The 22,463-nt window shown below is 60.9% G+C and carries 24 protein-coding genes; 11 read left to right on the top strand and 13 right to left on the bottom strand.

Annotated features, from left to right (window positions below; genetic code table 11):
• Window positions 1–73 precede the first annotated feature (73 nt).
• Window positions 74–667, bottom strand: a complete 594-nt coding sequence (locus PAF17_RS09635; RefSeq protein ID WP_271888882.1) for an outer membrane protein — start codon at window positions 665–667, stop codon at window positions 74–76.
• A gap of 429 nt (window positions 668–1,096) precedes the next feature.
• Between PAF17_RS09635 and PAF17_RS09640 the strand changes: the two genes are divergently transcribed.
• A complete protein-coding gene (locus tag PAF17_RS09640) occupies window positions 1,097–1,726 on the top strand; it encodes a DsbA family protein (RefSeq protein ID WP_271888883.1) in 630 nt (209 codons plus the stop codon).
• A 24-nt stretch (window positions 1,727–1,750) separates the two neighbouring features.
• Here PAF17_RS09640 and PAF17_RS09645 read toward each other — a convergent pair whose 3' ends face one another.
• On the bottom strand, window positions 1,751–3,634 hold the full coding sequence (locus tag PAF17_RS09645; protein ID WP_271888884.1) for an acyl-CoA synthetase: 1,884 nt from the start codon (window positions 3,632–3,634) through the stop codon (window positions 1,751–1,753).
• A 123-nt stretch (window positions 3,635–3,757) separates the two neighbouring features.
• Window positions 3,758–4,252 carry a peptidoglycan-binding protein LysM gene (gene lysM, locus PAF17_RS09650; protein WP_271888885.1) on the bottom strand — a complete coding sequence of 165 codons (495 nt, stop codon included), beginning with the start codon at window positions 4,250–4,252 and terminating at the stop codon, window positions 3,758–3,760.
• Between the two features lie 176 nt (window positions 4,253–4,428).
• Between lysM and PAF17_RS09655 the strand changes: the two genes are divergently transcribed.
• Complete coding sequence (locus tag PAF17_RS09655; protein ID WP_271888886.1) at window positions 4,429–4,971, top strand: CAP domain-containing protein; 543 nt, start codon at window positions 4,429–4,431, stop codon at window positions 4,969–4,971.
• On the opposite strand, the gene PAF17_RS09660 is transcribed toward PAF17_RS09655, so the two are convergent.
• Window positions 4,968–6,770, bottom strand: a complete 1,803-nt coding sequence (locus tag PAF17_RS09660; RefSeq protein ID WP_271888887.1) for an ABC transporter transmembrane domain-containing protein — start codon at window positions 6,768–6,770, stop codon at window positions 4,968–4,970. The genes PAF17_RS09655 and PAF17_RS09660 overlap by 4 nt on opposite strands.
• Window positions 6,771–6,859: 89 nt before the next feature.
• Complete coding sequence (locus PAF17_RS09665; protein ID WP_271888888.1) at window positions 6,860–7,468, bottom strand: 5'-methylthioadenosine/S-adenosylhomocysteine nucleosidase; 609 nt, start codon at window positions 7,466–7,468, stop codon at window positions 6,860–6,862.
• 85 nt (window positions 7,469–7,553) lie between these two features.
• Between PAF17_RS09665 and zapE the strand changes: the two genes are divergently transcribed.
• Window positions 7,554–8,696, top strand: coding sequence for a cell division protein ZapE (zapE, locus tag PAF17_RS09670; RefSeq protein ID WP_408636397.1), 1,143 nt, complete (start codon window positions 7,554–7,556; stop codon window positions 8,694–8,696).
• 22 nt (window positions 8,697–8,718) lie between these two features.
• On the opposite strand, the gene PAF17_RS09675 is transcribed toward zapE, so the two are convergent.
• From PAF17_RS09675 to accD, 3 genes are all read right to left on the bottom strand, one after another.
• Window positions 8,719–9,366: a Hint domain-containing protein gene (locus PAF17_RS09675; RefSeq protein WP_271888889.1), complete on the bottom strand. Its 648-nt coding sequence runs from the start codon at window positions 9,364–9,366 to the stop codon at window positions 8,719–8,721.
• 266 nt (window positions 9,367–9,632) lie between these two features.
• Window positions 9,633–10,904 (bottom strand): bifunctional folylpolyglutamate synthase/dihydrofolate synthase, encoded by a 1,272-nt coding sequence (locus tag PAF17_RS09680; RefSeq protein WP_271888890.1) that lies wholly within the window; start codon window positions 10,902–10,904, stop codon window positions 9,633–9,635.
• A gap of 42 nt (window positions 10,905–10,946) precedes the next feature.
• Entirely contained in the window at window positions 10,947–11,912 is a 966-nt protein-coding gene (gene accD, locus PAF17_RS09685) for an acetyl-CoA carboxylase, carboxyltransferase subunit beta (protein WP_271888891.1), read from the bottom strand.
• 87 nt (window positions 11,913–11,999) lie between these two features.
• Between accD and cls the strand changes: the two genes are divergently transcribed.
• Window positions 12,000–13,427 carry a cardiolipin synthase gene (gene cls, locus PAF17_RS09690; RefSeq protein WP_334223664.1) on the top strand — a complete coding sequence of 476 codons (1,428 nt, stop codon included), beginning with the start codon at window positions 12,000–12,002 and terminating at the stop codon, window positions 13,425–13,427.
• Here cls and PAF17_RS09695 read toward each other — a convergent pair.
• Window positions 13,422–13,883, bottom strand: a complete 462-nt coding sequence (locus tag PAF17_RS09695) for an Lrp/AsnC family transcriptional regulator (protein WP_271888893.1) — start codon at window positions 13,881–13,883, stop codon at window positions 13,422–13,424. The two genes, cls and PAF17_RS09695, sit on opposite strands and share 6 nt — an antisense overlap.
• A 118-nt stretch (window positions 13,884–14,001) precedes the next feature.
• On the opposite strand from PAF17_RS09695, the gene phhA reads away from it, so the two are divergent.
• The 7 genes from phhA (at window position 14,002) to PAF17_RS09730 (ending at window position 20,271) form a co-directional block, all read left to right on the top strand.
• Entirely contained in the window at window positions 14,002–14,793 is a 792-nt protein-coding gene (gene phhA / locus PAF17_RS09700; RefSeq protein ID WP_271888894.1) for a phenylalanine 4-monooxygenase, read from the top strand.
• A gap of 10 nt (window positions 14,794–14,803) precedes the next feature.
• Window positions 14,804–15,142, top strand: coding sequence for a 4a-hydroxytetrahydrobiopterin dehydratase (locus tag PAF17_RS09705; RefSeq protein WP_271888895.1), 339 nt, complete (start codon window positions 14,804–14,806; stop codon window positions 15,140–15,142).
• Window positions 15,143–15,264: 122 nt separating this feature from the next.
• Window positions 15,265–16,050 carry a DUF6478 family protein gene (locus tag PAF17_RS09710; RefSeq protein ID WP_271888896.1) on the top strand — a complete coding sequence of 262 codons (786 nt, stop codon included), beginning with the start codon at window positions 15,265–15,267 and terminating at the stop codon, window positions 16,048–16,050.
• 9 nt (window positions 16,051–16,059) lie between these two features.
• On the top strand, window positions 16,060–16,431 hold the full coding sequence (locus tag PAF17_RS09715) for a hypothetical protein (RefSeq protein ID WP_271888897.1): 372 nt from the start codon (window positions 16,060–16,062) through the stop codon (window positions 16,429–16,431).
• 93 nt (window positions 16,432–16,524) lie between these two features.
• Entirely contained in the window at window positions 16,525–17,631 is a 1,107-nt protein-coding gene (nspC, locus tag PAF17_RS09720; protein WP_271888898.1) for a carboxynorspermidine decarboxylase, read from the top strand.
• A gap of 33 nt (window positions 17,632–17,664) precedes the next feature.
• Window positions 17,665–18,891 (top strand): saccharopine dehydrogenase family protein, encoded by a 1,227-nt coding sequence (locus tag PAF17_RS09725; RefSeq protein WP_271888899.1) that lies wholly within the window; start codon window positions 17,665–17,667, stop codon window positions 18,889–18,891.
• Between the two features lie 189 nt (window positions 18,892–19,080).
• Window positions 19,081–20,271 carry an AI-2E family transporter gene (locus tag PAF17_RS09730; RefSeq protein WP_271888900.1) on the top strand — a complete coding sequence of 397 codons (1,191 nt, stop codon included), beginning with the start codon at window positions 19,081–19,083 and terminating at the stop codon, window positions 20,269–20,271.
• Between the two features lie 46 nt (window positions 20,272–20,317).
• Here the strand turns inward: PAF17_RS09730 and PAF17_RS09735 are convergent, their stop codons facing one another.
• The 4 genes from PAF17_RS09735 to PAF17_RS09750 all read right to left on the bottom strand — a co-directional run.
• On the bottom strand, window positions 20,318–20,974 hold the full coding sequence (locus tag PAF17_RS09735) for a class I SAM-dependent methyltransferase (RefSeq protein ID WP_271888901.1): 657 nt from the start codon (window positions 20,972–20,974) through the stop codon (window positions 20,318–20,320).
• A 210-nt stretch (window positions 20,975–21,184) separates the two neighbouring features.
• Window positions 21,185–21,589: a pore-forming ESAT-6 family protein gene (locus tag PAF17_RS09740; RefSeq protein WP_271888902.1), complete on the bottom strand. Its 405-nt coding sequence runs from the start codon at window positions 21,587–21,589 to the stop codon at window positions 21,185–21,187.
• Between the two features lie 248 nt (window positions 21,590–21,837).
• Complete coding sequence (locus tag PAF17_RS09745) at window positions 21,838–22,125, bottom strand: SH3 domain-containing protein (protein WP_271888903.1); 288 nt, start codon at window positions 22,123–22,125, stop codon at window positions 21,838–21,840.
• A 215-nt stretch (window positions 22,126–22,340) separates the two neighbouring features.
• Window positions 22,341–22,463 (bottom strand): IS3 family transposase (locus tag PAF17_RS09750; RefSeq protein ID WP_271888908.1); only part of this gene is annotated, 123 nt, incomplete at its 5' end.

Here is a 22,463-nt window from a genome sequence, read left to right on the forward strand (position 1 = left end):
AAGGCTGCGGAGTTTCGGTGAACAAAAAAGCGGCCCCGAGGGGCCGCTTTGCTTGCGTTGTGCTGAGAATGGATCAGAAGCGGAACGCAGCGCGCATTTGGACCATGTCGGTGTCCAGATCCAGGCCGTTGACATCGGCAACGTCGCCGAAGTCCTGCTTGGTGTATTCCGCGCCGACCGTGAAGCGCTCGGTCACCTTGTATTCGGCGCCGATGCCATAGGTCACGTCGGTTTCCGAAATGTCGCCGCCGGCGATGTCCTGGGACAGATGCGCGGCGCCCAGGGTGACGTAGGGCATGAATTTGCCCAGATCGTACCCGGCGCGGGCGCGCAGGCGCACCAGATCACCCTTGTCGTCCAGATCGTCCGCGTCGATTTTGTTGTAGTCCAGTTCGCCACCTACGACCCAGTTGCCCAGATCATAGTTGTAACCTCCGAACACACCATAGGCATCGGTGTCGCTTTCGCCCAGGCCGTTGTTGAATTCGGCGTTGCCCTGACCGTATTGCAGACCCGCGTAAAAGCCGGTCCAATCGGACGGATCGTTCACGATCGGCGTCACGGTGACCGGTTCGGGCGAGGGTTCGACGGTGGGGGCTGCATAGCCGCCTGCATAGGCCGAACCTGCGATGAGGCTGCTGGTTACTGCTGCGATGACAAGTTTCATGATGACCTCCTGGTCTTGTCGTTGTCCGGGTCATCTAGGCCTGTCATCGGCGGGCTTGAAGCGTCGCCGCGCAGCCGTCGTGCATGGCTGTGTCACCGGGGCAACCACAGCGCCGTGAAGCAATGTGATGTCTTGATTTACCTTGACTTGATGCAGGTTGATCCGGGGCCAAGCATGCCTGATGTTGCCGGTGGCGGATCGGATCACGCGATGCTCACGATTGCTCTCACGGGTTTCCTGACCCTGCGGGTGCCCGAAAAAATTGGGAAATTTTCGTGTTTTTCGCGACATTCTGATTTGAACTTGTGCGGGGCGATACCTATTGCGCACCGGGGTTCGCAGGCAAATGGCGGATCGTGAACGGAAGGGGCTGTTTCGCGGAGGGGTTCTGTGAAATCCTGCGCCCAGCCCATAGCGGAAGGAGCTGTCATGCCCACTCGACGCCATATTATGATAAGCGCCACTGCGCTCGGCGCTTCGGCCGCGTTTCCGGCCCTGTCGCAAACCGCTGATCGCCCCAATCCGATGCCGGCCGAGCTGCGCAACGCGCTGGAGCGCAGCCCGAATGCGCCGGTTCTGGGAAATCCCGATGGTGATGTGACCCTGACCGAGTTCTTTGACTATAATTGCGAGTTTTGCCGCAAGATGATCGGCACGATGCAGCGGTTGATCACAACCGATCCGGATTTGCGGGTGGTCTATCGCGAATGGCCGGTCTTTGGCGAAGGTTCGGAATTCGCCAGCCGGGCGTCGCTGGCGTCGCTGGAACAGGGGCGCTATTGGCAATTTCATGCCGCGCTGCTGGGGATGCGTGGCCGCGCTGTCGAAGCCACGGTCATGCGCACAGCGCGCGATGTCGGGTTGGACGAAGACAGGCTTCGCAAGGATATGGACGCCCCCCATATTGAAGAGCATATCTCGACCTCATTCGCGCTGGCCGATCACATGGGGCTGATGGGCACGCCGACCTTCATCGCCGGGGACGAGGGCGTTTTTGGCGAAATGAGCCTGAAAGAAACCCAGGAACTGATCGCTAGGGCGCGCCAGACGCTTGGCTGACGCGCGGACCAGCATGGGTCCGTGTCAGGCCCATTCCCAGGGACGGGTGTATTCACCCAGTTTCTGACGGACGGCATCTTCGTCAACATTCTCGGCCCGTGCCAGCCGCGCGACGAGGCCGCGCTTCTTGTCATCGATCACCTCGACGACCTCGGTGCCCATACCGTCAAGCGCGGCATTGTAGACACGGGTGATCGCAAGGCGGCGCAGATCGGGCTTGAATATCTTGCCGACGGCGGTCTTGGGCAGTTCGGGCAGGATTTCCAGATGCTTGGGAACCGCGGCGCGTTCATGGATGTGGGCGCGGGCGTGGTCCATCAGTTCCTTGACCGAGATATTGCTGTCGGCGACCAGTTCGACATAGACGCAGGGCAGCTCGCCGGCGAAGCTGTCGGGTTGGCCGATCGCGCCCGCGAAGGCCACCGATGGATGGCTGAGCAACGCATCTTCGATTTCGGCCGGGTCGATATTGTGTCCGCCACGGATGATCAGATCCTTGGCGCGGCCCGTGATCCACAGATAGCCGTCGGGGTCGATGCGGCCAAGGTCGCCGGTGCGCAGATAGATGTCTTCGGCAAAGAGATCGTGATTCTTGTCGGCCTCGGTATAGGTCGAACCGGGGAACACCCCGGGATTGGCAACGCAGATTTCGCCGACCTCATCGGTGCCGCAGGCGTGAATGTTGCCCGCATCGTCATGCCGCAGGATCCGCACATGCGTGTATGGCAGGGGAATGCCGACCGATCCCACCTTCTTGACCCCGTCTACCGGGTTGCAACTGACAAGGCAGGTCGCTTCGGTCAGGCCATATCCTTCTGCAATTTCGACGCCTGTCGCGGATTTGAACCGGTTGTACAGTTCGACCGGAAGGGGGGCCGAGCCCGAAATGGCTGTCCGCAAAGATGACACGTCGGCGTCGACGGGCCGCTGCATCAAGGCCGAAATCGCGGTCGGCACGGTGATCAGGAAGGTGCATTGCCAGCGTTCGATCAGCTTCCAGAAATTGTCGAACACCCCGTCGCCGCGATAACCGGCGGGCGTCGGCATCACGACATGCGCCCCCGAGGCCAGGCAGGACATCAGGATCGGATAGGCCGCAAAGACGTGGAACATCGGCAGCGGGCACATCAGCACATCGGTTTCGTCAAACAGCAGCGTGCCGCCAAGCCAGCCGTTGTAGATCATGCCCGAATATTTGTGCTGGGCGACCTTGGGTGTGCCGGTTGTCCCGCCGGTATGAAAATAGGTGGCGACGCGATCTTCCTGAATATCCTCGAAATCCAGTCGCGTGTGTTTCTGGCCGCTCGTGGCGGCCTCGAAATCGATGACCTTCGCGTGGTGGCGGGTCTTCACCTTGGGGCGCAGCATTGGCACAAGAAGTTTCTTCAAGCCGCGCAGATGCCGATTCAGGTCGATTTCAAGGATATGGGTCACGTTCGGCGCAAGTGATACCGCCTTGGCGGCCTTTTGCGCCACATCGGCCTTGGGAAATGCCTTGAGCGTGACAAGAACCTTGGCGTTGGTTTCACGCAGGATCCCGGCGATATGTTCCGGTTCCAGCAGCGGGTTGATCGGGTTCACGATTCCCGCGGTGGCGCCCGCCAACAGAACGACCGGCGTTTCTATGCTGTTGGGCAAAAGATAGGCCACGGTATCGGTGGGCCCGACGCCAAGGCTGCGCAGCAGATTGGCGGTTTCGGTGACACGTTCGTGCAGGTCACGCCAGGTCAGTGTCGTGGCAGGGTCGGTGGGGCCGGACAGCAATTGAAAGCTGATCGCGGGGCGATCTCCGAAACGCTCGGCCGTGCGTGACAGCATGCCATAGATGGTTTTTGGCAGGTCGCGGTCTTCATACGGCCCTTGGGCTTCGACGTCGTCACGGTCCTGATAGTTGCGGAAATTTCCCATTCATCCTCCCCGGGCATGCCTTCGCTATGCCTTCTCCCAGCCGCTACAATGGGGCAAAGCAAAGAAACGGGGCAAGGGGCCAGAGGCCGGCCTGCCCCAGAAACGCAGCGTCAGTTCAGGCGCTTATCCGTCCTGAGGGATGCGCAGGGTTTGTCCGGGATAGATTTTGTCCGGATCGCTCAGCATCGGGCGGTTGGCTTCGAAAATGGCAGGGTACTTGTTGGCACTGCCGAGATATTTCGCCGCTATCGCCGACAATGTTTCACCCTTTTGCACGGTATGGAAAACGGGATCTTTCTTGTCCGCGTCTTCGGGCATTTCGGCTTCGACCTTGGCGATGCCGTCGATATTGCCGACGGCCAGAACCAGTTTCTCCATGGTCTCGCGATCGGCGCCGCGGGATTCGACCTTGACGGTATCGCCGCGCAGGGTCAGGTGGACATCGCTGGAATCCAGATCCAGCGCCCGCAATTCGTTCTTGAGCGCCTCGACCTTGCGGGCGCTGTCATCGGCGGCAGCGGGTTGTTCGGGCGTAGCGGCAGGCTGGCTTGGCGTTGCGGCCTCGGCCTTGCCAAAGATTGACTTTCCTGCGTTCTTCGCAAAATCCCAGATAGCCATGTCGGTTTTCCCTTTGGATGAACAATGCCCCAAGGGAGGCAAATGCGCGGGCCGGCGTCAAGCGCGATTCCGGCAATCGACCGCCGATTGCTAAAATGCGCAACAAGGTTTTCTTGTCCCGCGCAAGGGGCGTTCCTAGCTTCACGTCTTGTCGCAATGACTTCAAGGGGTGGCGCATGATGCGAATGGCGCAAACAGTCGGAACCATGGTTGTCACCCTGCTGGTGACAGCCTGTGCGCCAATGCAGCAAGACGGGCCGCGCGACCCCCATGATGTGCAGGCCTCCCCGCCAGGGTCGGCAACCTGCCTGGCCACCAGCAATGCGCAGAACCAGACGGGTGCCTCTGCCACCAATGCCGCGCGCCGGAAGATGGGATTGGCGCCGGTGCGCGCCAATGCCCTGCTGGCGGATGTCGCGGCGCAACATGCATGTGACATGGCGACGCGCGGCCTGATGAGCCATCGGGGCAGCAACTCGACCGGGCCGGGACCGCGCGTGAAGGCGCGGGGTTATGCGCCGGTCCTGACGGCGGAAAACATCGCGGCCGGGCCTTTCAATCTGCAGCGCGTCTTGATGGAATGGAACAACTCGTCCGGCCATCTGGACAATATCGCAATCCCACAGGTGCGTGACTTTGGTATCGGACAGGCCGTGGGATCGGATGGTCGCACCCGGTTCTGGGCCGCTGTCTATGCCGCGCCCAGATCGCCGGGCTAGATGGCCGGAACCGCGTCCGGCAGCACGCCATCGGTGAATTGCATGCGGGCCAGTCTTGCATACAACCCGCCTTCGGCGACCAGTTCGTCATGCGTGCCCTGCGCGACGATCCGGCCGTGATCGAAGACCACAATGCGATCCGCCTTTTTCACCGTGGCCAATCGATGCGCGACGACAATGGTGGTGCGGCCTTCGGACAGTTTGTTGACGGCGGCCTGCACCAACGCCTCGGATTCGGCATCCAGCGCGCTGGTGGCTTCGTCCAGCAACAGCACCGGTGCGTCGCGCAGGATTGCCCGCGCGATGGCGACGCGCTGTCGCTGTCCGCCGGACAGCATGACGCCGCGTTCGCCAAGCTGTGTGTCATAGCCGTCGGGCAATGCCTGAATGAATTCATCCGCGTGGGCCGCGCGCGCCGCAGTGCGCACCTGTTCGTCGGATGCATCGGGGTGGCCAAGCCGGATATTGTCGCGCGCATTGGCGGCAAAGATCACCGGATCCTGCGGCACAAGCGCGGTGTCACGGCGAAAATCGTCGCGGCGCATGTCGCGCAGGTCGATACCATCCAGAGTTACCCGACCGGTCAACGGATCCCAGAAGCGCTGGATCATCTGGATGACGGTGGTCTTGCCCGCTCCCGACGGTCCCACAAGGGCGACGGTTTCCCCCGGTTCAATCGTCAGGGTGACGCCCTCCAGCGCCGAGCTGTCCGGTCTGCTGGGATAGTGGAAGGTGACATTTTCCAGCGTGATCCGCCCGCGCGCAGGGCGGGGCAGGGCAACCGGGCTGGCCGGGTCGAGCAGCGCATCTCGTGCGCTCAGCAGTTCCGCAAGGCGTTCGGTCGCGCCCGCCGCGCGTTGCAGTTCGCCCCAGATCTCTGAAAGGGCGCCGGTCGAGCCGGCAACGAGAATCGCGTAGATCACGAACTGGACCAGTTGGCCGGCGGTCATGCTGCCCGCGCGCACATCATGCGCGCCAATCCACAGCACGCCGATCACACCGGAAAAGATCAGAAAGATCACGATTGCGGTCATGACCGCCCGGGTCGCGATGCGTGTGCGTGCCACCTGGAATGCCTGTTCGGTGACAGTGTCAAACTGGGCGATGCTGCGATGTTCATGCGTATAGGCCTGAACGGTCTGGGCCGACAGAAGATCCTCGGATGCCTTGCCTGATGATGCCGCGATCCATTCCTGGTTCTGGCGCGACAATTTGCGCAGCCGCCGTCCCAGCCCGATGATCGGCACAAGGATCGCCGGGACGATCAGCAGCACCAGCCCGGTCAGTTTGACAGAGGTAAATGCTAGCATTGCCAGCCCGCCGACAAGGATGATCATGTTGCGCAACGCGATCGACAGGGAAGAACCGATTACCGATTGGATCAATGTCGTGTCGGTGGTGATGCGCGACAGGATTTCCCCCGTCATGATGCGTTCGAAAAAACCGGGGCTAAGCGTGATGACGCGCGCGAACACCGCCTTGCGGATATCGGCAACCACCCGTTCGCCCAGCCGCGTCACAAAGAAATAACGCATCGCGGTGCCAAGCGCCAAACCTGCCACGATCACCAGCGCAGCGCCGAAATATTCATTCAGCAGCCCGGCGCCATCATCGAAATTGTCGATCACCCGCCGCACGGCCAGAGGCAGGACAAGGCTGATCGCCGAGGTCAGGATCAGCGCAACGATCGCCAGAATGGCCTGGATACGATAGGGGCGCAGGAACGGTGCCAGCGCCCGTAATGCCCCGACCTTGTTGCTGCCGGGTCGGTCTTCGAGCGTGGGTGTGCCGCGTGCCATAAGCGCCTGTACTTGTATCGTTTCGCGCTGCCCGGTTTAGGCTGTTGATCGCTCAAGGACAAGCATTCGCGCCGAGGTTGCGGCCGGGGCTATGACCATGCCTCGCCCAGCCGGTCCAACGCGGCGGCCAGGCGTTCATCGATGACATGCAGATATTCGGTCCAATCCGACATGCCCTGCAATTCGCTGGCGCCGTCGGATATGCCGCGCAGGCCGACCAGTTCGGTTCCGAAATGCTGGCACACACGAAGATGGGCAAAGGTTTCCATGTCGACCATGTCCTGGGCGATGGCCTGATATGCCGCGCCGCTGACGATATTGGCCCCGGTGGACAGGGTGGCCGAAGGAATGTCCGGGATGTGGTATGGCAGCTTGACTTGCGTGGGCAGGTCTAACAGGGGCGTGCAGCCGCGTTCGAACCCAAGGGCCGAGGCATCCATGTCGCGATAGGCCACGGCGCTGACCTGATAGACCTGCGCATGTTCCAGCCGGTTTGACCCTGCCGAACCAAGCGAGACCACAAGATCGGGCGTCTTTGGCAGGGCGGCCAGCGCGGCGGTCAGTTTGACGGCGGCTTCGACCGGGCCGATGCCGGTCATCACGGGCTTGATCCGGGCCTGAAGGGCAGGGCCGTATTCAGGTTTGGCGGCCATGACGAACAGCACCGTCCGCCCCGAGATCGTTTCGATATGTGGCACTGAATTCGTCCTGCCCTGTCAAAGATATATCCGGCTGTAATCGCAGCTACTATGTTTTGCAGCGATGCGCCAATGCCTCTTGCCGATGGTTGTGTGTCTGTGGCACTTGCTCGGCATGGGCAAGGTCAGTGAACTGTATCGCCAGCGCGTCCTGGACGGGACGATAACGCCGGATCCGGCGCAGCAATCCGTTCTGCCTCAGTTGGACCGGGTGCTGGCCGACATGGATGCGGCACCGGCTTCGGTGCCCGCCAGACCCCGATCGGCATGGCGCGCGCTGCTGGGGGTCGGAAATCCCGCAGCTCCGGCCGCCGCAATGGTCAAGGGCTTGTATTTGTGGGGCGGTGTCGGGCGTGGAAAATCCATGCTGATGGATCTGATGGCGGATGCCGCGACGGATCATGCCAGCCGTCGGGTGCATTTCCACGAGTTCATGCAGGAAATCCAGACCGGGCTGGATCAGGCACGTAAACGCGGGGATCAGGACGCGGTGCGCCCCGTCGCGATAGAGGTCGCCCGCAAGACGCGGTTGCTGTGTTTCGATGAAATGCAGATCACCGATATTGCCGATGCGATGATCGTGGGGCGTCTGTTCCAGGTTTTGTTCGAACAGGGCGTGGTGATTGTCACCACCTCGAACCGCATGCCCGAAGATTTGTACAAGCATGGTCTCAACAGGCAATTGTTCCTGCCATTCATCGACCTGATCCGCGACCGGATGCAGGTGGTCTGTCTGGATAGCGAGGTGGATCACCGACAGGGGCGCAAGGCCGGCGGGCAGGTCTGGTTTACCCCGGCCGATCCCGATCCCGGCGGGGCGATGGATGCGGCGTGGGCGGAACTGGTCGGACGTGAACAGGCACAGCCCCTGCAACTGGAGGTCAAGGGCCGACAGGTCGAGCTGCCGGCCTTTGCAAACCGGGTTGGCCGTGCCGGATTCTGGGATCTTTGCGGCAGACCCCTCGGTCCGGCAGATTATCTGGCCCTGGCGAATGCGGTGGACGCCCTGTTGATCGACGGTATCCCGCGCCTGTCCATGTCGAACTATAACGAGGCCAAGCGCTTTGTGACATTGATTGATGCGTTATACGAGGCGCGTGTGCGGTTGATCGCCAGCGCGGCAGATGAACCCGAGCATTTGTATAACGAAGGCGAAGGCAGCTTCGAATTCGAACGCACCGCCAGCCGTTTGCGGGAAATGCAGGACGCGACCTGGGGCAACGCCTAGCCCCTGACCGCGTCTGTTATTGTCAGGCGGTCGCGGCCCGCGACAAGATTTCCGACAGATCGCGATGCTTGATGAAGGGCCGCGCCGGCTGCATCGGATTCTTGCCCTGCGCGAGATCTGGGAACGCGCAGACAAGGGCAATGCGTTCCGCAGCCTCAAGGGCGCGCACTGCCATCGGGCCGGTGAAAAATGATTCCATTTCGGCACCTTCCGCCAGCGCGATCTGATGGTTTTCGAAGGCAATATGCACCAGCCGGAAAACGCCACGCTGCGGGCGCAATCCGACACCGGGATGCCCGGCCATCATCATGTGGCGTGCTGACACCAGATATTCTTGCCCGTCGCCATCTCGCACCAGCACGCGATGCTGCGGCGACACATCGACATCGCGTCGTGGCAGGTCGTTCCCCAGAGAACCCGCCTGAATCCGCAGCGGACGTTTGTTGGGCGCGACATCCAGCATGTCTGTCGTGACCGTCGAGGAACTGGCCCAGACCAGCGGCATGGCGCCATGATCGCGGGTCATGTCCAGATCACCCGCCCGCAGGGTCTCGACCGGGATCTCGTCGGTCGATGTCGCGGATCGTATTGGCATTCCCAGTTCATCGGAATGGTCGTTGATATTTTCGCCGGCACTGAACGGGGTGGCGGCATACAAGGTTTCTGTCACCGTGCTGCCGGTATCGGCACTCCATTCGTCACGGTCGATGCTGTTGTCGGTGTGATTGGCTGCGAATCTGACTGGACGATGCCATTGATGACTGCGATTTGATAAATTTAGATTGTGATGACTGCCATCGAACTCGCCACCCTGAAAACACAATTAAAGTGTTCAGGACGGGTCAGGTGTTTGAACTCAGGCAATGAAAATGAGGGCCGACCTAACGGCAAGGACTGGGTGCCCTGTCTGGAAAGGTCAGGTGAAAATGCTTGATGTTACCCGTTGTCGCGCAGGATACGCCCGGCAAGGTATAGCGAGCCGCAGATCATGATTCGGGCGCGTGGCTGCCTGGCAACCAGATCCTGCACTGCGGTCAGAACATCTTGTGCAATCTGGCTTTGCATGCCTGCGCGGCCGGCCAGGGACGCGGTTTCCCGTGCGGGCAAGGTGTTGACCTCATCCGGGATGCTGACCGCGGTCAGGCTTTCACAGGCGGGGCGCAGCAGCTCCAGATAGCCAAGAACATCCTTGGTGTTCAGCATGCCGCATATCAGATGCGTCGGGCGCTGCGGCAGTTCGGCCAATGTGGCGGCCAATGCCGCGGCCCCTGCCGGATTGTGCCCGCCATCCAACCAGATTTCCGCCTGCGATCCCGCTGCTTCGACCAGCGGGCCATGCGTCAGCCGTTGCATCCGTGCAGGCCATTGCGCTTGCGATACTGCGGCGCGGGCCTGTGCATGGGTCGCACCCAGATGACGCAGCGCCGCCAGCGCCGTGCCGGCATTCTGGATCTGGTGCGCGCCGACCAGATTGGGCCGTGGCAGATCCCAGACCCCCAGATCGTCCTGATAGATGATGCCATCGCGTTCGGGCGCGACATGCCAATGTTGGCCATGCACCGACAAAGGCGCCGTCAGGCCCGAAGCCCGCGCCTCGATGACGCGCAGCGCCTTGTCTTGCTGGGGGCCGACCACACAGGGGATGCGCGGCTTGATGATGCCGGCTTTTTCCCCGGCGATCTGTTCGATCGTGTCGCCCAGGAATTGGGTGTGGTCGATGCTGACAGGTGTGATGACCGTCAGCGCCGGTGCGTCGATGACATTCGTGGCGTCCAGCCGGCCGCCCAGCCCGACCTCCAACAAGGTGTAATCGGCGCGGGTTCTGGAAAATGCCAGAAACGCGGCGGCGGTGGTGATCTCGAAGAAGGTGATTGGCTGGCCGTCATTCGCGGCTTCGCATTCTTCCAGAATCGCGGCCAGTTCGCTTTCGGCGATCAGGTCGCCAGCGACGCGGATGCGTTCGTGAAACCGGGCGAGATGCGGCGAGGTATAGGCATGGACCCTGGCCCCGCCCGCCTCTAGCCCGGCGCGGATCATCGCCTGGGTCGAGCCCTTGCCATTCGTGCCCGCGATATGGATGACCGGGGGTATCCTGTCCTGAGGATTCCCCAGGGCGGCCAGAATGCGTTCCATCCGGTCCAGCGACAGGTCGATCACCTTCGGGTGCAACGCCATCAGGCGATCCAGTATCGCGTCGGATTTGGTCATGAACTGAATGCGCCTTGCTGCCCGGTGGATGTCAGGCCGGTGTCACTTGTCTGTGGCGTTGCCGGGCTGGGTCTGATCGGCGTCCGGTTCAGCCGATGGCTGGGCCGGAGGATCGATTTGCGCGGGCGCAGGGGCGGGAAGATCGGCCTTGGTGGGGGCCGGCATTCCGCCCAGCATGCGCAGGATCGAAACCAGCTCGTCACGCAATTCCTTGCGATGGGTCACGCGATCAAGCATCCCGTGTTCCAGCAGGTATTCGGCGCGCTGGAACCCTTCGGGCAGTTTCTCGCGGATGGTCTGTTCGATCACGCGCGGTCCGGCAAAGCAGATCAGCGCATTGGGTTCGGCGATCTGCACATCACCCAGCATCGCATAGCTGGCCGTCACGCCCCCGGTGGTCGGGTGGGTCAGGACGACGATATAGGGCAGCCCGGCTTCGCGCAGCATTTCGACCGCCACGGTCGTGCGCGGCATTTGCATCAGGGACAGGATCCCTTCCTGCATGCGTGCACCACCGGCGGCCGAGAACAGCACCAGCGGGCGCTTCAGTTTAACGGCGCGTTCGGCGGCGGCGATGATGGCGTTGCCGACATACATCCCCATGGAACCGCCCATGAAGCTGAAATCCTGCGCGGCGGCGACAATCGGCGTGCGACCGATCTCACCCTCGGCGACCAGCATTGCATCGCGTTCGCCGGTGGCTTTCTGGGCCGCCTTCATCCGGTCGGGATATTTTTTCTGATCGCGGAATTGCAGCGGGTCGGCGACCGGTTCGGGCACCTTGACCTCGACAAACACGCCGCCATCGAACAACGCACCGAAACGGTCACGCGGTGTGATCGCCAGGTGATGGTCGCAATTCGTGCAGACATTCAGGTTATCGGCCAGTTCCCTGTGGAACAGCATGGTTCCGCATTGGGGGCATTTCGTCCACAGGTTCTCGGGCATCTCGCGCCGCGAGAACAGTGAATTGATGCGCGGGCGGACATAGTTCGTGATCCAGTTCATCGCGTGCGACCTTGGCTGTTTCAGGGCACCAGATAGGCCGGACGCAGAGGAATTGCAATTGCCCGAACCAAAGACGAAGATGCCCGCATGTGGGCATCGTTTAGTATTTTTCTTCATACATTCATAGCTTGGGCGCTTGTCGTGCGCATATTGCTGCGTCCGCGGCTGGATCCGTCGACCCGATTTGCCTGGATCATGGTGATCGAGGCGATCCCGGTGCTGGGTATTCTTGCCTATTTGCTTTTTGGCGAAGTGCGGATGAACCAGGCCGAGGTGTTGCGCATGGCCGATGTGCGCGACCGGCTGACCGGGTTGCGGTTGCCCAGTCCCGACATCGTGACCGACCCGCCCAACTTTGCCCGTCCGGTCATTGCCGCCAATGAATCGGTGGGGGCGATGCCGGTTCTGTCTGGAAATCGTGTCGCTTTGCTAGAGGAATCGGATGCAGCGATTGATCGTCTGGTCGAGGCCATCGATGCCGCCCGTGATCACGTGCATATCCTGTTCTATATCTGGCTGCCCGACAAAAGTGGGGTCAAGATCGAAGAGGCCGTGATTCGCGCCTCGGCGCGCGGGGTGTCCTGTCGCGTCATTGTCGATGCGCTGGGTTCGCGCGGGTTGGTGCGTTCAGACCATTGGCAGCGCATGAAACGGTCGGGGGTGGAATGCGTGAAGGCGTTTCCGCTTGGGGTTCCCTTGATCAGCATGTTGTTCCGGCGACTGGATCTGCGCAATCACCGCAAGATCTTGATCGTCGACAATAATGTCGCCTTTACCGGCAGCCGCAATTGCGCGGATATGGCCTTTGCGACCAAGCCACGCTTCGCGCCCTGGGTCGATGTCCTGTTTCGGGTCGAGGGGCCGGTCGTGCGGCAGCTGCAATCGGTCTTTCTTGGGGACTGGATGAGCTATACCGGGGAAGATCTGGGCCGAATGCTGCAACCTGTCGGGGCCGTCGAATCGCCGGGTTGCGCCGCGCAGGTGGTGGCCACCGGGCCGGATCTGCGGGCGGGCTCGGTCGCGGATTGCCTGACCGGGATGTTGTATGCCGCACGCGAGCGTGTTGTGATCACGACGCCTTATTACGTGCCTGACGCGTCGCTGGATGCCGCCGTGCGGGCGGCTGCGCGCCGCGGCGTCGATGTGACCATGATCCTGCCGGCCCGCAATGATTCGCTGGTCGTCAGCGCGGCCAGTCAGGGGTTTTACTATGGCTTGTTGGCCGCCGGGGTGAGGCTGCACCTGTTCAGGGATGGCCTGCTTCATTCAAAGATCATGACGGTGGACGGACGTATGGCCATGATTGGTAGCGCCAATCTGGACCGGCGCAGCTTTGATTTGAACTACGAGGTGAACATGGCGTTGTTCGATGACCGCCTGGTCGCGGAAATCGATGAACGTCAGGACAGTTACCTGGCGCGTTCGGACCAGATCTCGTTGCAGGACGTGCGTAATTGGGGCGCTTGGCGCAGGTTGCGCAACAATCTTCTGGCCCTTGCGTCTCCGCTGCTATAGCGGCAGGGCGGTGGTGAACTTGGTCTGGCGCAGGACGAAATTGGTCACCGTGGCCCTTACGATGCCCAAGGCCAGCATGCGGCGCATGATGAAATGTTCCAACCCTTCGGGGTCGCGGGCGACAATCTTCAGCTGATAGTCAGAGGTTCCGGTGATCGTGGCGCATTCAAGGATCTGATCTTCGGTTTGAACAAAGCTGTCGAACCGCGCCAATGATTCCTCGCGGTGATCCAGCAGGGACACCTGGACATAGGCCATGGCGTGCAGGCCCGCATGCGTGGGCGATACCAGTGAGACCTGCTTTTCAATGATGCCCTCGTCAATCATGCGGCGAACACGGCGCCAGGCCGGAGACGCCGAAAGACCGGCCCGCTCGGCCAGAGCCTGAGTCGACAATGTGCTGTCTGCTTGCAGTAATCGCAGCAAGCGTATGTCGGCATCTTCCAGGTCGGGCATAAGATTTCCTTGATCTGCGCATGTCAGAGATAATTTTTCGCATTCAACGATAATCATTCGTCACTGGGCAAGAAATTTCCGCTTCATGTGGTAAAATTTGCTCAAGGAGGATGGCCATATGCCCAAATCAACAGAATACGAAGCGAAACATGCCGATGCGGCCGGTCATATCCATTATGACGCCGAAGAAGATGCGGTCTGGCATGACCTGATTTCCCGGCAGATGCCGGCCGTGCGCCAGAACATGGCTCGGCCTTATTTGCGGGGGCTGGACTTGCTGGGGCTGCCACTGGACCGTGTTCCGCAATGCCCCGATATTTCACGGAAGCTGGGTGAATTGACGGGGTGGCGGGTCGAACCGGTTCCGGCACTGATCGGATTTGGCCGCTTTTTCGACATGCTGGCCAACAAGACCTTTCCGGCCGCCAGCTTTATTCGCAAGCGCAAGCATTTCGATTACATCGAAGAGCCGGATATCTTCCACGAGATTTTCGGTCACACGCCGTTGCTGACAGATCCGGCCTTTGCCGCGTTTTCGCAAGCGATCGGCAAGGCGGGAACGCGCTGCGACAAGGCGGATTACAGCTGGTTGATCCGGCTGTACTGGTTTTCGATCGAATTTGGCCTGATGCGCGAGAACGCAAAGCTGAAAGCCCTTGGGTCGGGGTTGGCAAGCTCGGTCACGGAACTGCCGTGGTCGGTTTCCGATGCACCGGAACATCGCAGTTTTGATGTTATCGACATTCTGCGCACACCATATCGCATCGACATTCATCAACCGGTCTATTTCGTGATTGATCGTCTGGACGACTTGTTCGCGGCAGCGGATCGCGACCTGTTGTCAGATGTTGCCGCTGCGCGCAAACTGGGCCTGCATGCGCCGAAATACCCGCCAAAAGATGCCGCCTGAGGAGGATGTGATGACCACCTGTGATCTTGCCAGCAAGGAATGCGAACCCTGCAAGGGCGGTGTCGCGCCGATGATTCCGGCTGACATCAAGACGATGATGGGGCAGCTGGACGGCTGGGCTCTGTCCGGGGACAAGACCAGCCTGCATCGCCGCTTTGAATTCAAGGGCTTTCTCAAGGCGGTAGAGATGGCGAATCTGGCGGCCTGGCTGGGCAATAAACAAGGGCATCACCCCGATATTGCCTTTGGTTGGGGGTATTGCGAGGTGACATTCACCACGCATGAAGCCGGTGGCTTGACCGAGAATGACTTTATCTGCGCCGCGCGGTTGGACGCATTGGTCGCCTGATGCTTGTTCTCGGGCGTGGCGCGGTTTATCCCGTGGCAACGAACGCTTGCGGGGAACGAGATGACCGGGACAGATCCTGAACACCGCTGCCTGCGGCCCGGGTTTCGGGGCATGGGCCGCTGATGGCCATGCAGGGAACAGGCCGGTTGTCGCGGATGTTGCGCGAACATGCAGCGATGCAATGGGTCAGGCGCACCGAAAAGCTGCGGCGGACTCAGCGCAAACCCGTGCCGGAACTGGTCGATGAAGCGGCCGAGCTGCACCAGACGCTTGCACGGTTTCTGCAGCTGGCGGATTCGCGAATGCCGCGGGGTGGGGCCGAGGCCGATTTGCTGGATCTGCCGCCCGGCACGGATTGGCATTGGCGACCGCTTTGCCTGCGAGGGCGCCTGAACCCCGCAGCCGTGGCCGGCCCCGAAAATGCCAGACGGCTTGGGGACGAGCTGGCCGTCTATCACGATTGCGATCATCGCGCGCTGATCCTGCGGCAAAACCGCAATCGGCGTGCGACCGACCTGGCGGCATATGGTCTGTCACTTGAGGTGATGGGGTTTTCCGGCAGCTACCTGTCCTTGTCGCTGGACCTGCCGGCCGAAGCGGGCGAGGGGTTGGCAAAGCATCACGTGCTGCGACTGGACGCGTTGTTGGATGCCGAACGCGACATCACCGTTTATGGACGGCTGAACATTGCTCAGGGGCCGAATACGGAAACCGTGCTGCGGCAGTTGGGCGACCCGATTTCGGGGCGTGCCTGCCGCCGTGTGGCCGAATTCGACTTGGGCTATGTCGATCTCAGCCTTCGGCCGGTCGACAAGGTGTGGCTGGACCTGATATTCGAGGCCCCCTACATGAACGCCGTAACCCTGTCCGATGCGCTGATGTCGCGCCATACCCGCGCCGAGATGTAAGGATGTCATATGCTTGAATTCGATGATCACGGGATTCGCGGTGGAGTCTGGTCCGGGTGCGTTCGCGGCGCCAACCGCCCAGAGCGGGTCTGTGCGATCTGCCGGGGCGAGGTGGTGGCCGAAGCCGTGCTGACCGAAAACGAATCCGAGGGGTGGGACGTCACGGTCGGGCTGCCGTCCTCGGTGCTGTCAAGCGGGGTGACCAGCCTGATCCTTGTGGCGGGCGATCAGGCCGAAGGGGCGGCAACCCAGCATCTGGGCCGGCTGAACCTGATTGCGGGCGAAGTTCTGGATCAGGATCTGGGTGTGGAAATCGCAATGTTGCGATCAGAGATCGAGTTGCTCAAGCGCGAGTTCAGGCGCCAGCACGCAGGAAAATAAACGTCACTGTGGCGTCATCGCACCGTTACGCTTTCTTGCGAAAAGCGGCCCGTTCGCCTATACCCAGCCTTTGCCTTGCGCCGCAGGACTGCCATGACCCAGCCTCAGACACCATACTATCTGATCGACAAGACCCGCCTGCGGTCGAACATGGAAAAAATCGCGCGGCTGCGCGACCGTTCGGGCGCCAAGGCGTTGTTGGCGCTGAAATGCTTTGCCACCTGGTCGGCCTTTGATTTCATGCGTGATTTCATGGACGGCACCACCTCGTCGTCGCTGTTTGAACTGCGGCTGGGCCACGAGGAATTCGGCAAGGAAACCCATGCCTATTCCGTCGCCTGGGCCGATCACGAGATCGACGAGGCGATTTCCCATGCCGACAAGATCATCTTCAACAGCCTTGGCCAGCTGGACCGCTTTGCCGGCAAGGCGCAGGACAAGGGCATCCAGATCGGCCTGCGCCTGAATCCGCGCTTTTCCACCAGCGGCTTCGATCTGGCCGATCCCGCGCGCCCGTTCAGCCGTCTGGGCGAATGGGACATCACCCGTCTGGACGCCGCGATGGACCGGATCAGCGGCGTGATGATCCACTATAATTGCGAGAATGGCGATTTCGACCTGTTCGACCATCAGCTGACCCGGATCGAGACCGAGTTCGGCGACATTCTGGCGCGTCTGGACTGGGTCAGCCTTGGCGGCGGCATCCATTTCACCGGCGACGATTACCCGCTGGACCGTCTGGCCGATCGGCTGGCCGCCTTCAGCCAGAAGTTCGGCGTGCAGGTCTATCTGGAACCGGGCGAGGCCAGCATCACCAGATCGACCACGCTGGAGGTGTCGGTTCTGGACATCATCGACAACGGCAAGAAGGTCGCCATCGTCGACAGCAGCATCGAGGCGCATATGCTGGACCTGCTGATCTATCGCGAAACCGCCAAGCTGCCGCAGCAGGGCGATCACGACTATCAGATCGCGGGCAAGACCTGCCTTGCTGGCGATATTTTCGGTGAGGCGCGCTTTGATCGCGAACTGCAGATCGGCGACCGCATCACCATCGACGACGCGGCAGGCTATACCATGGTCAAGAAGAACTGGTTCAACGGCGTCGCCATGCCGTCGATCGCGATCCGGGAAGAGGACGGAACCCTGAAACTGGTCCGCAGCTTCCCCTATGACGACTACAAAGCCAGCCTGTCGTAAGGCTGTTCTCTGCCACCGGGAAAGGAGACATCATTGGCCAATCAAAACGTCCTCATCATCGGCGCGGGTGGCGTCGCGCAAGTGTCCGCGCACAAGGTTGCGCAATGGGCCAAGGAATTCGGCGACTTGCATATCGCCAACCGCACCCAGTCCAAGGCTGACGCGATCGTCGCCAGCCTGCGCGACAAGGGCCACGAGATGCCCTTTACCAGCCACGCGCTTGACGCGATGGATGCTGACGCGGTCGAGGCGCTGATCCGTCAGATCGACGCGGGGATCGTCATCAATGTCGGCACCGCCTTCATCAACATGACGGTGCTGGAAGGCTGTATCCGTGCGGGCGCGGCCTATATCGACACCGCCATTCACGAAGATCCGGCCAAAATCTGCGAAACGCCGCCTTGGTATGCGAATTATGAATGGAAACGCCGCGAGGACGTGGCCAAGGCCGGCATCACCGCCATTCTGGGTGCGGGTTTCGATCCGGGCGTGGTGAATGCCTATGCCCGTTTTGCCGAGGACGAATATTTCGACAAGATCGACAGCATCGATATCGTCGATATCAATGCGGGTTCGCACGGGCGCTGGTTCGCCACCAATTTCGACCCCGAGATCAATTTCCGCGAATTCACCGGCACGGTCTATTCCTGGCAGGGCGGCGAGTGGCGAACCAACAAGATGTTCGAGGTCGGTCGCGAGTGGGACCTGCCGGTCGTCGGCAAGCGCACCGCCTACCTGTCGGGCCATGACGAGGTGCACAGCCTGTCGGCCCGCTACAAGGACAGCGATGTCCGGTTCTGGATGGGCTTTGGCGACCATTACATCAACGTGTTTACCGTGCTGCAGAACCTTGGCCTGCTGTCGGAACAACCTGTCATGACCGCCGAGGGCCAGGAGGTCGTGCCCCTGAAGGTCGTCAAGGCCGTACTGCCCGATCCCGCCAGCCTTGCCCCCGATTATACCGGCAAGACCTGCATCGGCGATCTGGTCAAGGGCAGCAAGGATGGCAAGGAAGGCGAGGTCTTTGTCTATAACGTCGCCGACCACAAGGAAGCCTATGAAGAGGTGGGCAGCCAGGGCATCAGCTATACCGCCGGCGTGCCGCCGGTCGCGGCCGCGATCCTGATCGCACGCGGCGTCTGGGACGTGAAGAAGATGGTCAATGTCGAAGACCTGCCCGCGCGCCCCTTCCTGGAACTGCTGGGCGAGATGGGCCTGCCGACCCGTGTGATCGACGCGACCGGTGATCATCCGATCTAGCTCTGATCCCCGCCGGATTTGGCGGGGCGCATGCAGAACTGTAGCTGGCGGGCCGGAACAACCGGCCCGCCAGTTGCGTTTATGGCATTGCCGAGGGCACTGATCATCATTGTTGGGGGAAAGGGTATGGCGGCGCAGGGCAGGCAGCATTTTCCCGCTTCGCGACGGGGGCGCAGGCCATCGGGTCGGATGACCGATTGGGCGATCATTGGCATTTTCGTGATCCTGGCGTTTTCGGCGATCGCGGCGGGGCGCGATTTTCTGATGCCGGTCACCATGGCGCTGCTGCTGTTTTTCGTGTTCACGCCCTTGCGCCGCTTTGCACGGCGTCGTGGCATTGCCGATGTCGTCACCGCGGCATTCGTGACCTCCGGGATTCTGATTCTGGTCGCCGTGGTTGCCTATACAGCAAGCGGCCCGATCAACCGTGCCGCCGAGAACATTCCCACGATCACCACCCAGCTTGAGCAGAAATTCCAACGTGTTCAGGCCTCGCTTCGCGATTTCCAGCAGGCCGCCCAGAAAATCGACGCGGCGCAAGAGGTCGAGGGCGACGAGGCGGGCAGCACCACGATCAAGGTCGAGCAGGACGAGCAATCCACATTTGAAGCCGTGGTCAAGCTGACGCCTCAGTTGATGGGGCAGGTGTTGTTCACGATGGTTCTGATGTTCTTCATGATTTCATCGGGCGACCTGCTGTATCTGAAGATTGTTCAAAGCTTTGATACCATGCGCGACAAGCGGGCGGCCTATCTGGCCTTGCGTGAAATCGAGGATTCTCTTGGAAGCTATTTCGGAGCGATCACGGTTATCAACGCGTGCCTCGGTATGGCGATCGGGTTGTCGATGTGGGCCTGGGGCATGCCGGGGGCGTTGTTGTTCGGGTTGGGTGCCTTTCTGTTGAATTTCATCCCTTATCTCGGGGCGATTGCGGGTGTTGCCATCTCATCTGTCGTGGCTCTGGTCGTATTGCCGGGTTTGTTCTGGCCGGCGATGGTCGCATTGACCTATCTGGGGCTGACATCGCTGGAAGGGCAGTTGATCACGCCCTATTTCGTGTCGCGCCGGTTGCAGATGAACGCGGTGGTCGTGTTCCTGGCTGTCGCACTCTGGGCGTGGCTGTGGTCGGTGATCGGCATGGTGATCGCCGTGCCGGTGCTGGTGGTTCTGAGTGTGCTGACCGAACATGTGCCGGGCTGGGAGAAATTCGGAAACTTCCTTGCCGGCGAGGATCCGCCCCGCCTTGAGGATCAAGACGAGGAAGAGGCCCGCGATATCGTGCAGGCAGGCGCCCCGGCAGAAGACAGGGGTGCCGCAGGTGCAGCCACGGCGCAATTGATCGGGCATGACAAAGGAAACGGCGACGATGACCGCCCTTAACCCGGCGCAAGAGGTCCGGCGGGCAGGGGCATCAATGCTCGTTGCGCTAGATGGGGTGATCCGCCGGGGGCCGGTTCGACGCAGGCCGGTCTGTGGCCGAGGCCAGAAATCGCGCAAGCCAGATCACATGCTGCCCGCTGTGGTCATCCTGAACGAACCGCTCAATGACCTCGAAACCGTGCCGGCTCAGCAACAGGTGATATTCGTCGCTGGCCAAACTGGCATGGTATAGTGCTTCGCCCTGAAATTCACCGATTGCGCAGCCGTGATATGCCCCGCTTGTGAACATCAGCACGGCTGCGGGGCAGGCGTGGCGTTCAAAGACCGGGAACATCCGGCGTTGTTCATCCGGTGTCAGGTGGAACATGCTGTTCCAGGCCAGGATACCACTGAACTTTGCGTCAAGCTCAAGGCCCCGCATATCCGAAACCGTCCAACATGCACCCGGGATGTTGCGCTGCGCGATCTGGATCAGCTCTGGCGAGGAATCGATACCGGTGACCGCACAGCCTTGATTGACCAGATATCGGCCAATGGGATCGCCAGAGCCACAGCCAATATCCAATACCGAACGAGGTGGCGGCATGCGGTTTTCAAAATGCTCCAGCCAGACCCTTTCCAGCAGCACAGTGCCGCGCAGGTCAGCCCAGGCTTGTGCATGGCGTCGGTAAAGACCGACGATATGTTTGGCTTGTGCAGACATGCCTCAGATTCAACCATGCTGTGGCGCTTCGCAAGTGGATGGCAGATTTGTCGTCATCCCCGCGATAATCGCGGCAAACTTCATGTCCCGTTAAACTTGTTCAGGATCTTGCAGCCATTCTTGCGCAATCGAGGATGATCGCGTCGATTGCGAAGCGGGCCGATGCATTGCACCGGCCCGCTGGGAAATAAGAGAGTTCAGGGCTTGTGATCAGCCGGCGGGCAGTTGCTTGGCAACATCGTTCACTGCGGCTTCGATCTGGGCGCATTGTTCCTTGACCGAAATGCCTTCCCGTTCGGCGGCTTCCGCCAGGCCGATCTCGGTTCCGGCGATGGACACGGTTCCACTGGCGCCTTTCTGTTCGGCGGCCTGTCCCTTGCTTTCATCGCCCGAAGGCAGCATCGAAACCATCTTTTCCTGCGCGACTACGGCTTCGTTGCCGGAATGCCCCTCGGCTTCGCAGAATTTCAGGATGCCCAGCTGATTGCGCGCGGCCTCATATGTGGATTCGGCATCCATGCCACCTGGTGCCTGTGCCGGGGCCTCTGCCTGCTGGGCGACCGCTGCGGTTGCGACAAGCCCAAGTCCCAGGGCGAATGCGGTTTGGCGGAACATGTAAGTCTCCTTCTTTGTTTCCGTCAGTCGGGCACACTTATTCGGCGCGTCCGGCATGGAAACACATCAGGTTCCTTTGGGTTCGGGGGCGCGGCAGGTTTGCCCTTTTCGTGCGGATGCCCGCCGAAAAGCTGTGAAAAGGGGCGGCTCCGTCGGCGTTGATTTGCCGTCCCCGCGCATATGTCGGGGTCATGCCCATGCCGCCCCCCCCGGGGCGACCGGCGGCGATGCACCGGATTCTCAATGGCCTAGATAACAGTCAGGTATTCAGCCGAGACATAACCCGAGATCTGGGGCGAATCCGTCAGGGTCACTTTGCACCAGGTTCTGCCATTCGTGGGGCTGCATTCCCGCCGATTCAATCTGGTGCCATCCGGAAGCCCCATGATCACCTCATGATCCAGTCCGGGGCCGGTGCGCAGTTTCAAAAGATCGTCTGGTCCCGCGCCCTTGACCATCACCCGTCCATCCGGGCTGACGCCGCACCCCGCGACAAGGATGAACGCCAAAACGGTCGTGAACTTGATCCTGTTCATTTTCTGTCCTCGATATTTTCTTGCTTCTGGCCTGCTGCCTCTGCGGGGCTGATAGCCGAAAGTTGAACATGATTGCGAGGGGACGTCGAGGGCAAGCCGTATCGTCCCTAACAGACAGAATTTCAAAGGGCCGCACGATGGCGCAGTGAACCGCACCGCACCGGAGGCTGATTTTGATGGACTTGTCGCGTATTTGTGCTGCCCCAAGTGCTCGTTTAGGCCACTTTCCGTTCGAAAGCGACCGGGCTTTTCCAGCCCAGTGCTGAGTGGCGTCGTCGCGGATTGTAAAACCCGTTGATGTATTCAAAGATCGCCACTTCAGCTTGCCGTCGAGTTTC

Source organism: Paracoccus onchidii (genome assembly GCF_028294535.1).
GTDB lineage: Bacteria > Pseudomonadota > Alphaproteobacteria > Rhodobacterales > Rhodobacteraceae > Paracoccus > Paracoccus onchidii.

Excerpts from the sequence above, each read along its gene's own strand:
- nspC (WP_271888898.1), top strand. The coding sequence starts at position 16,525 with ATGACCCAGCCTCAGACACCATACTATCTGATCGACAAGACCCGCCTG.
- PAF17_RS09735 (WP_271888901.1), bottom strand. The coding sequence starts at position 20,974 with ATGTCTGCACAAGCCAAACATATCGTCGGTCTTTACCGACGCCATGCA.
- PAF17_RS09745 (WP_271888903.1), bottom strand. The coding sequence starts at position 22,125 with ATGAACAGGATCAAGTTCACGACCGTTTTGGCGTTCATCCTTGTCGCG.
- PAF17_RS09695 (WP_271888893.1), bottom strand. The coding sequence starts at position 13,883 with ATGCCCGACCTGGAAGATGCCGACATACGCTTGCTGCGATTACTGCAA.
- PAF17_RS09705 (WP_271888895.1), top strand. The coding sequence starts at position 14,804 with ATGACCACCTGTGATCTTGCCAGCAAGGAATGCGAACCCTGCAAGGGC.
- PAF17_RS09655 (WP_271888886.1), top strand. The coding sequence starts at position 4,429 with ATGATGCGAATGGCGCAAACAGTCGGAACCATGGTTGTCACCCTGCTG.
- PAF17_RS09635 (WP_271888882.1), bottom strand. The coding sequence starts at position 667 with ATGAAACTTGTCATCGCAGCAGTAACCAGCAGCCTCATCGCAGGTTCG.
- PAF17_RS09710 (WP_271888896.1), top strand. The coding sequence starts at position 15,265 with ATGGCCATGCAGGGAACAGGCCGGTTGTCGCGGATGTTGCGCGAACAT.
- zapE (WP_408636397.1), top strand. The coding sequence starts at position 7,554 with ATGGTTGTGTGTCTGTGGCACTTGCTCGGCATGGGCAAGGTCAGTGAA.
- lysM (WP_271888885.1), bottom strand. The coding sequence starts at position 4,252 with ATGGCTATCTGGGATTTTGCGAAGAACGCAGGAAAGTCAATCTTTGGC.
- PAF17_RS09715 (WP_271888897.1), top strand. The coding sequence starts at position 16,060 with ATGCTTGAATTCGATGATCACGGGATTCGCGGTGGAGTCTGGTCCGGG.
- PAF17_RS09730 (WP_271888900.1), top strand. The coding sequence starts at position 19,081 with ATGACCGATTGGGCGATCATTGGCATTTTCGTGATCCTGGCGTTTTCG.
- PAF17_RS09660 (WP_271888887.1), bottom strand. The coding sequence starts at position 6,770 with ATGGCACGCGGCACACCCACGCTCGAAGACCGACCCGGCAGCAACAAG.
- PAF17_RS09640 (WP_271888883.1), top strand. The coding sequence starts at position 1,097 with ATGCCCACTCGACGCCATATTATGATAAGCGCCACTGCGCTCGGCGCT.
- PAF17_RS09645 (WP_271888884.1), bottom strand. The coding sequence starts at position 3,634 with ATGGGAAATTTCCGCAACTATCAGGACCGTGACGACGTCGAAGCCCAA.
- PAF17_RS09680 (WP_271888890.1), bottom strand. The coding sequence starts at position 10,904 with ATGACCAAATCCGACGCGATACTGGATCGCCTGATGGCGTTGCACCCG.
- accD (WP_271888891.1), bottom strand. The coding sequence starts at position 11,912 with ATGAACTGGATCACGAACTATGTCCGCCCGCGCATCAATTCACTGTTC.
- cls (WP_334223664.1), top strand. The coding sequence starts at position 12,000 with ATGTGGGCATCGTTTAGTATTTTTCTTCATACATTCATAGCTTGGGCG.
- PAF17_RS09740 (WP_271888902.1), bottom strand. The coding sequence starts at position 21,589 with ATGTTCCGCCAAACCGCATTCGCCCTGGGACTTGGGCTTGTCGCAACC.
- phhA (WP_271888894.1), top strand. The coding sequence starts at position 14,002 with ATGCCCAAATCAACAGAATACGAAGCGAAACATGCCGATGCGGCCGGT.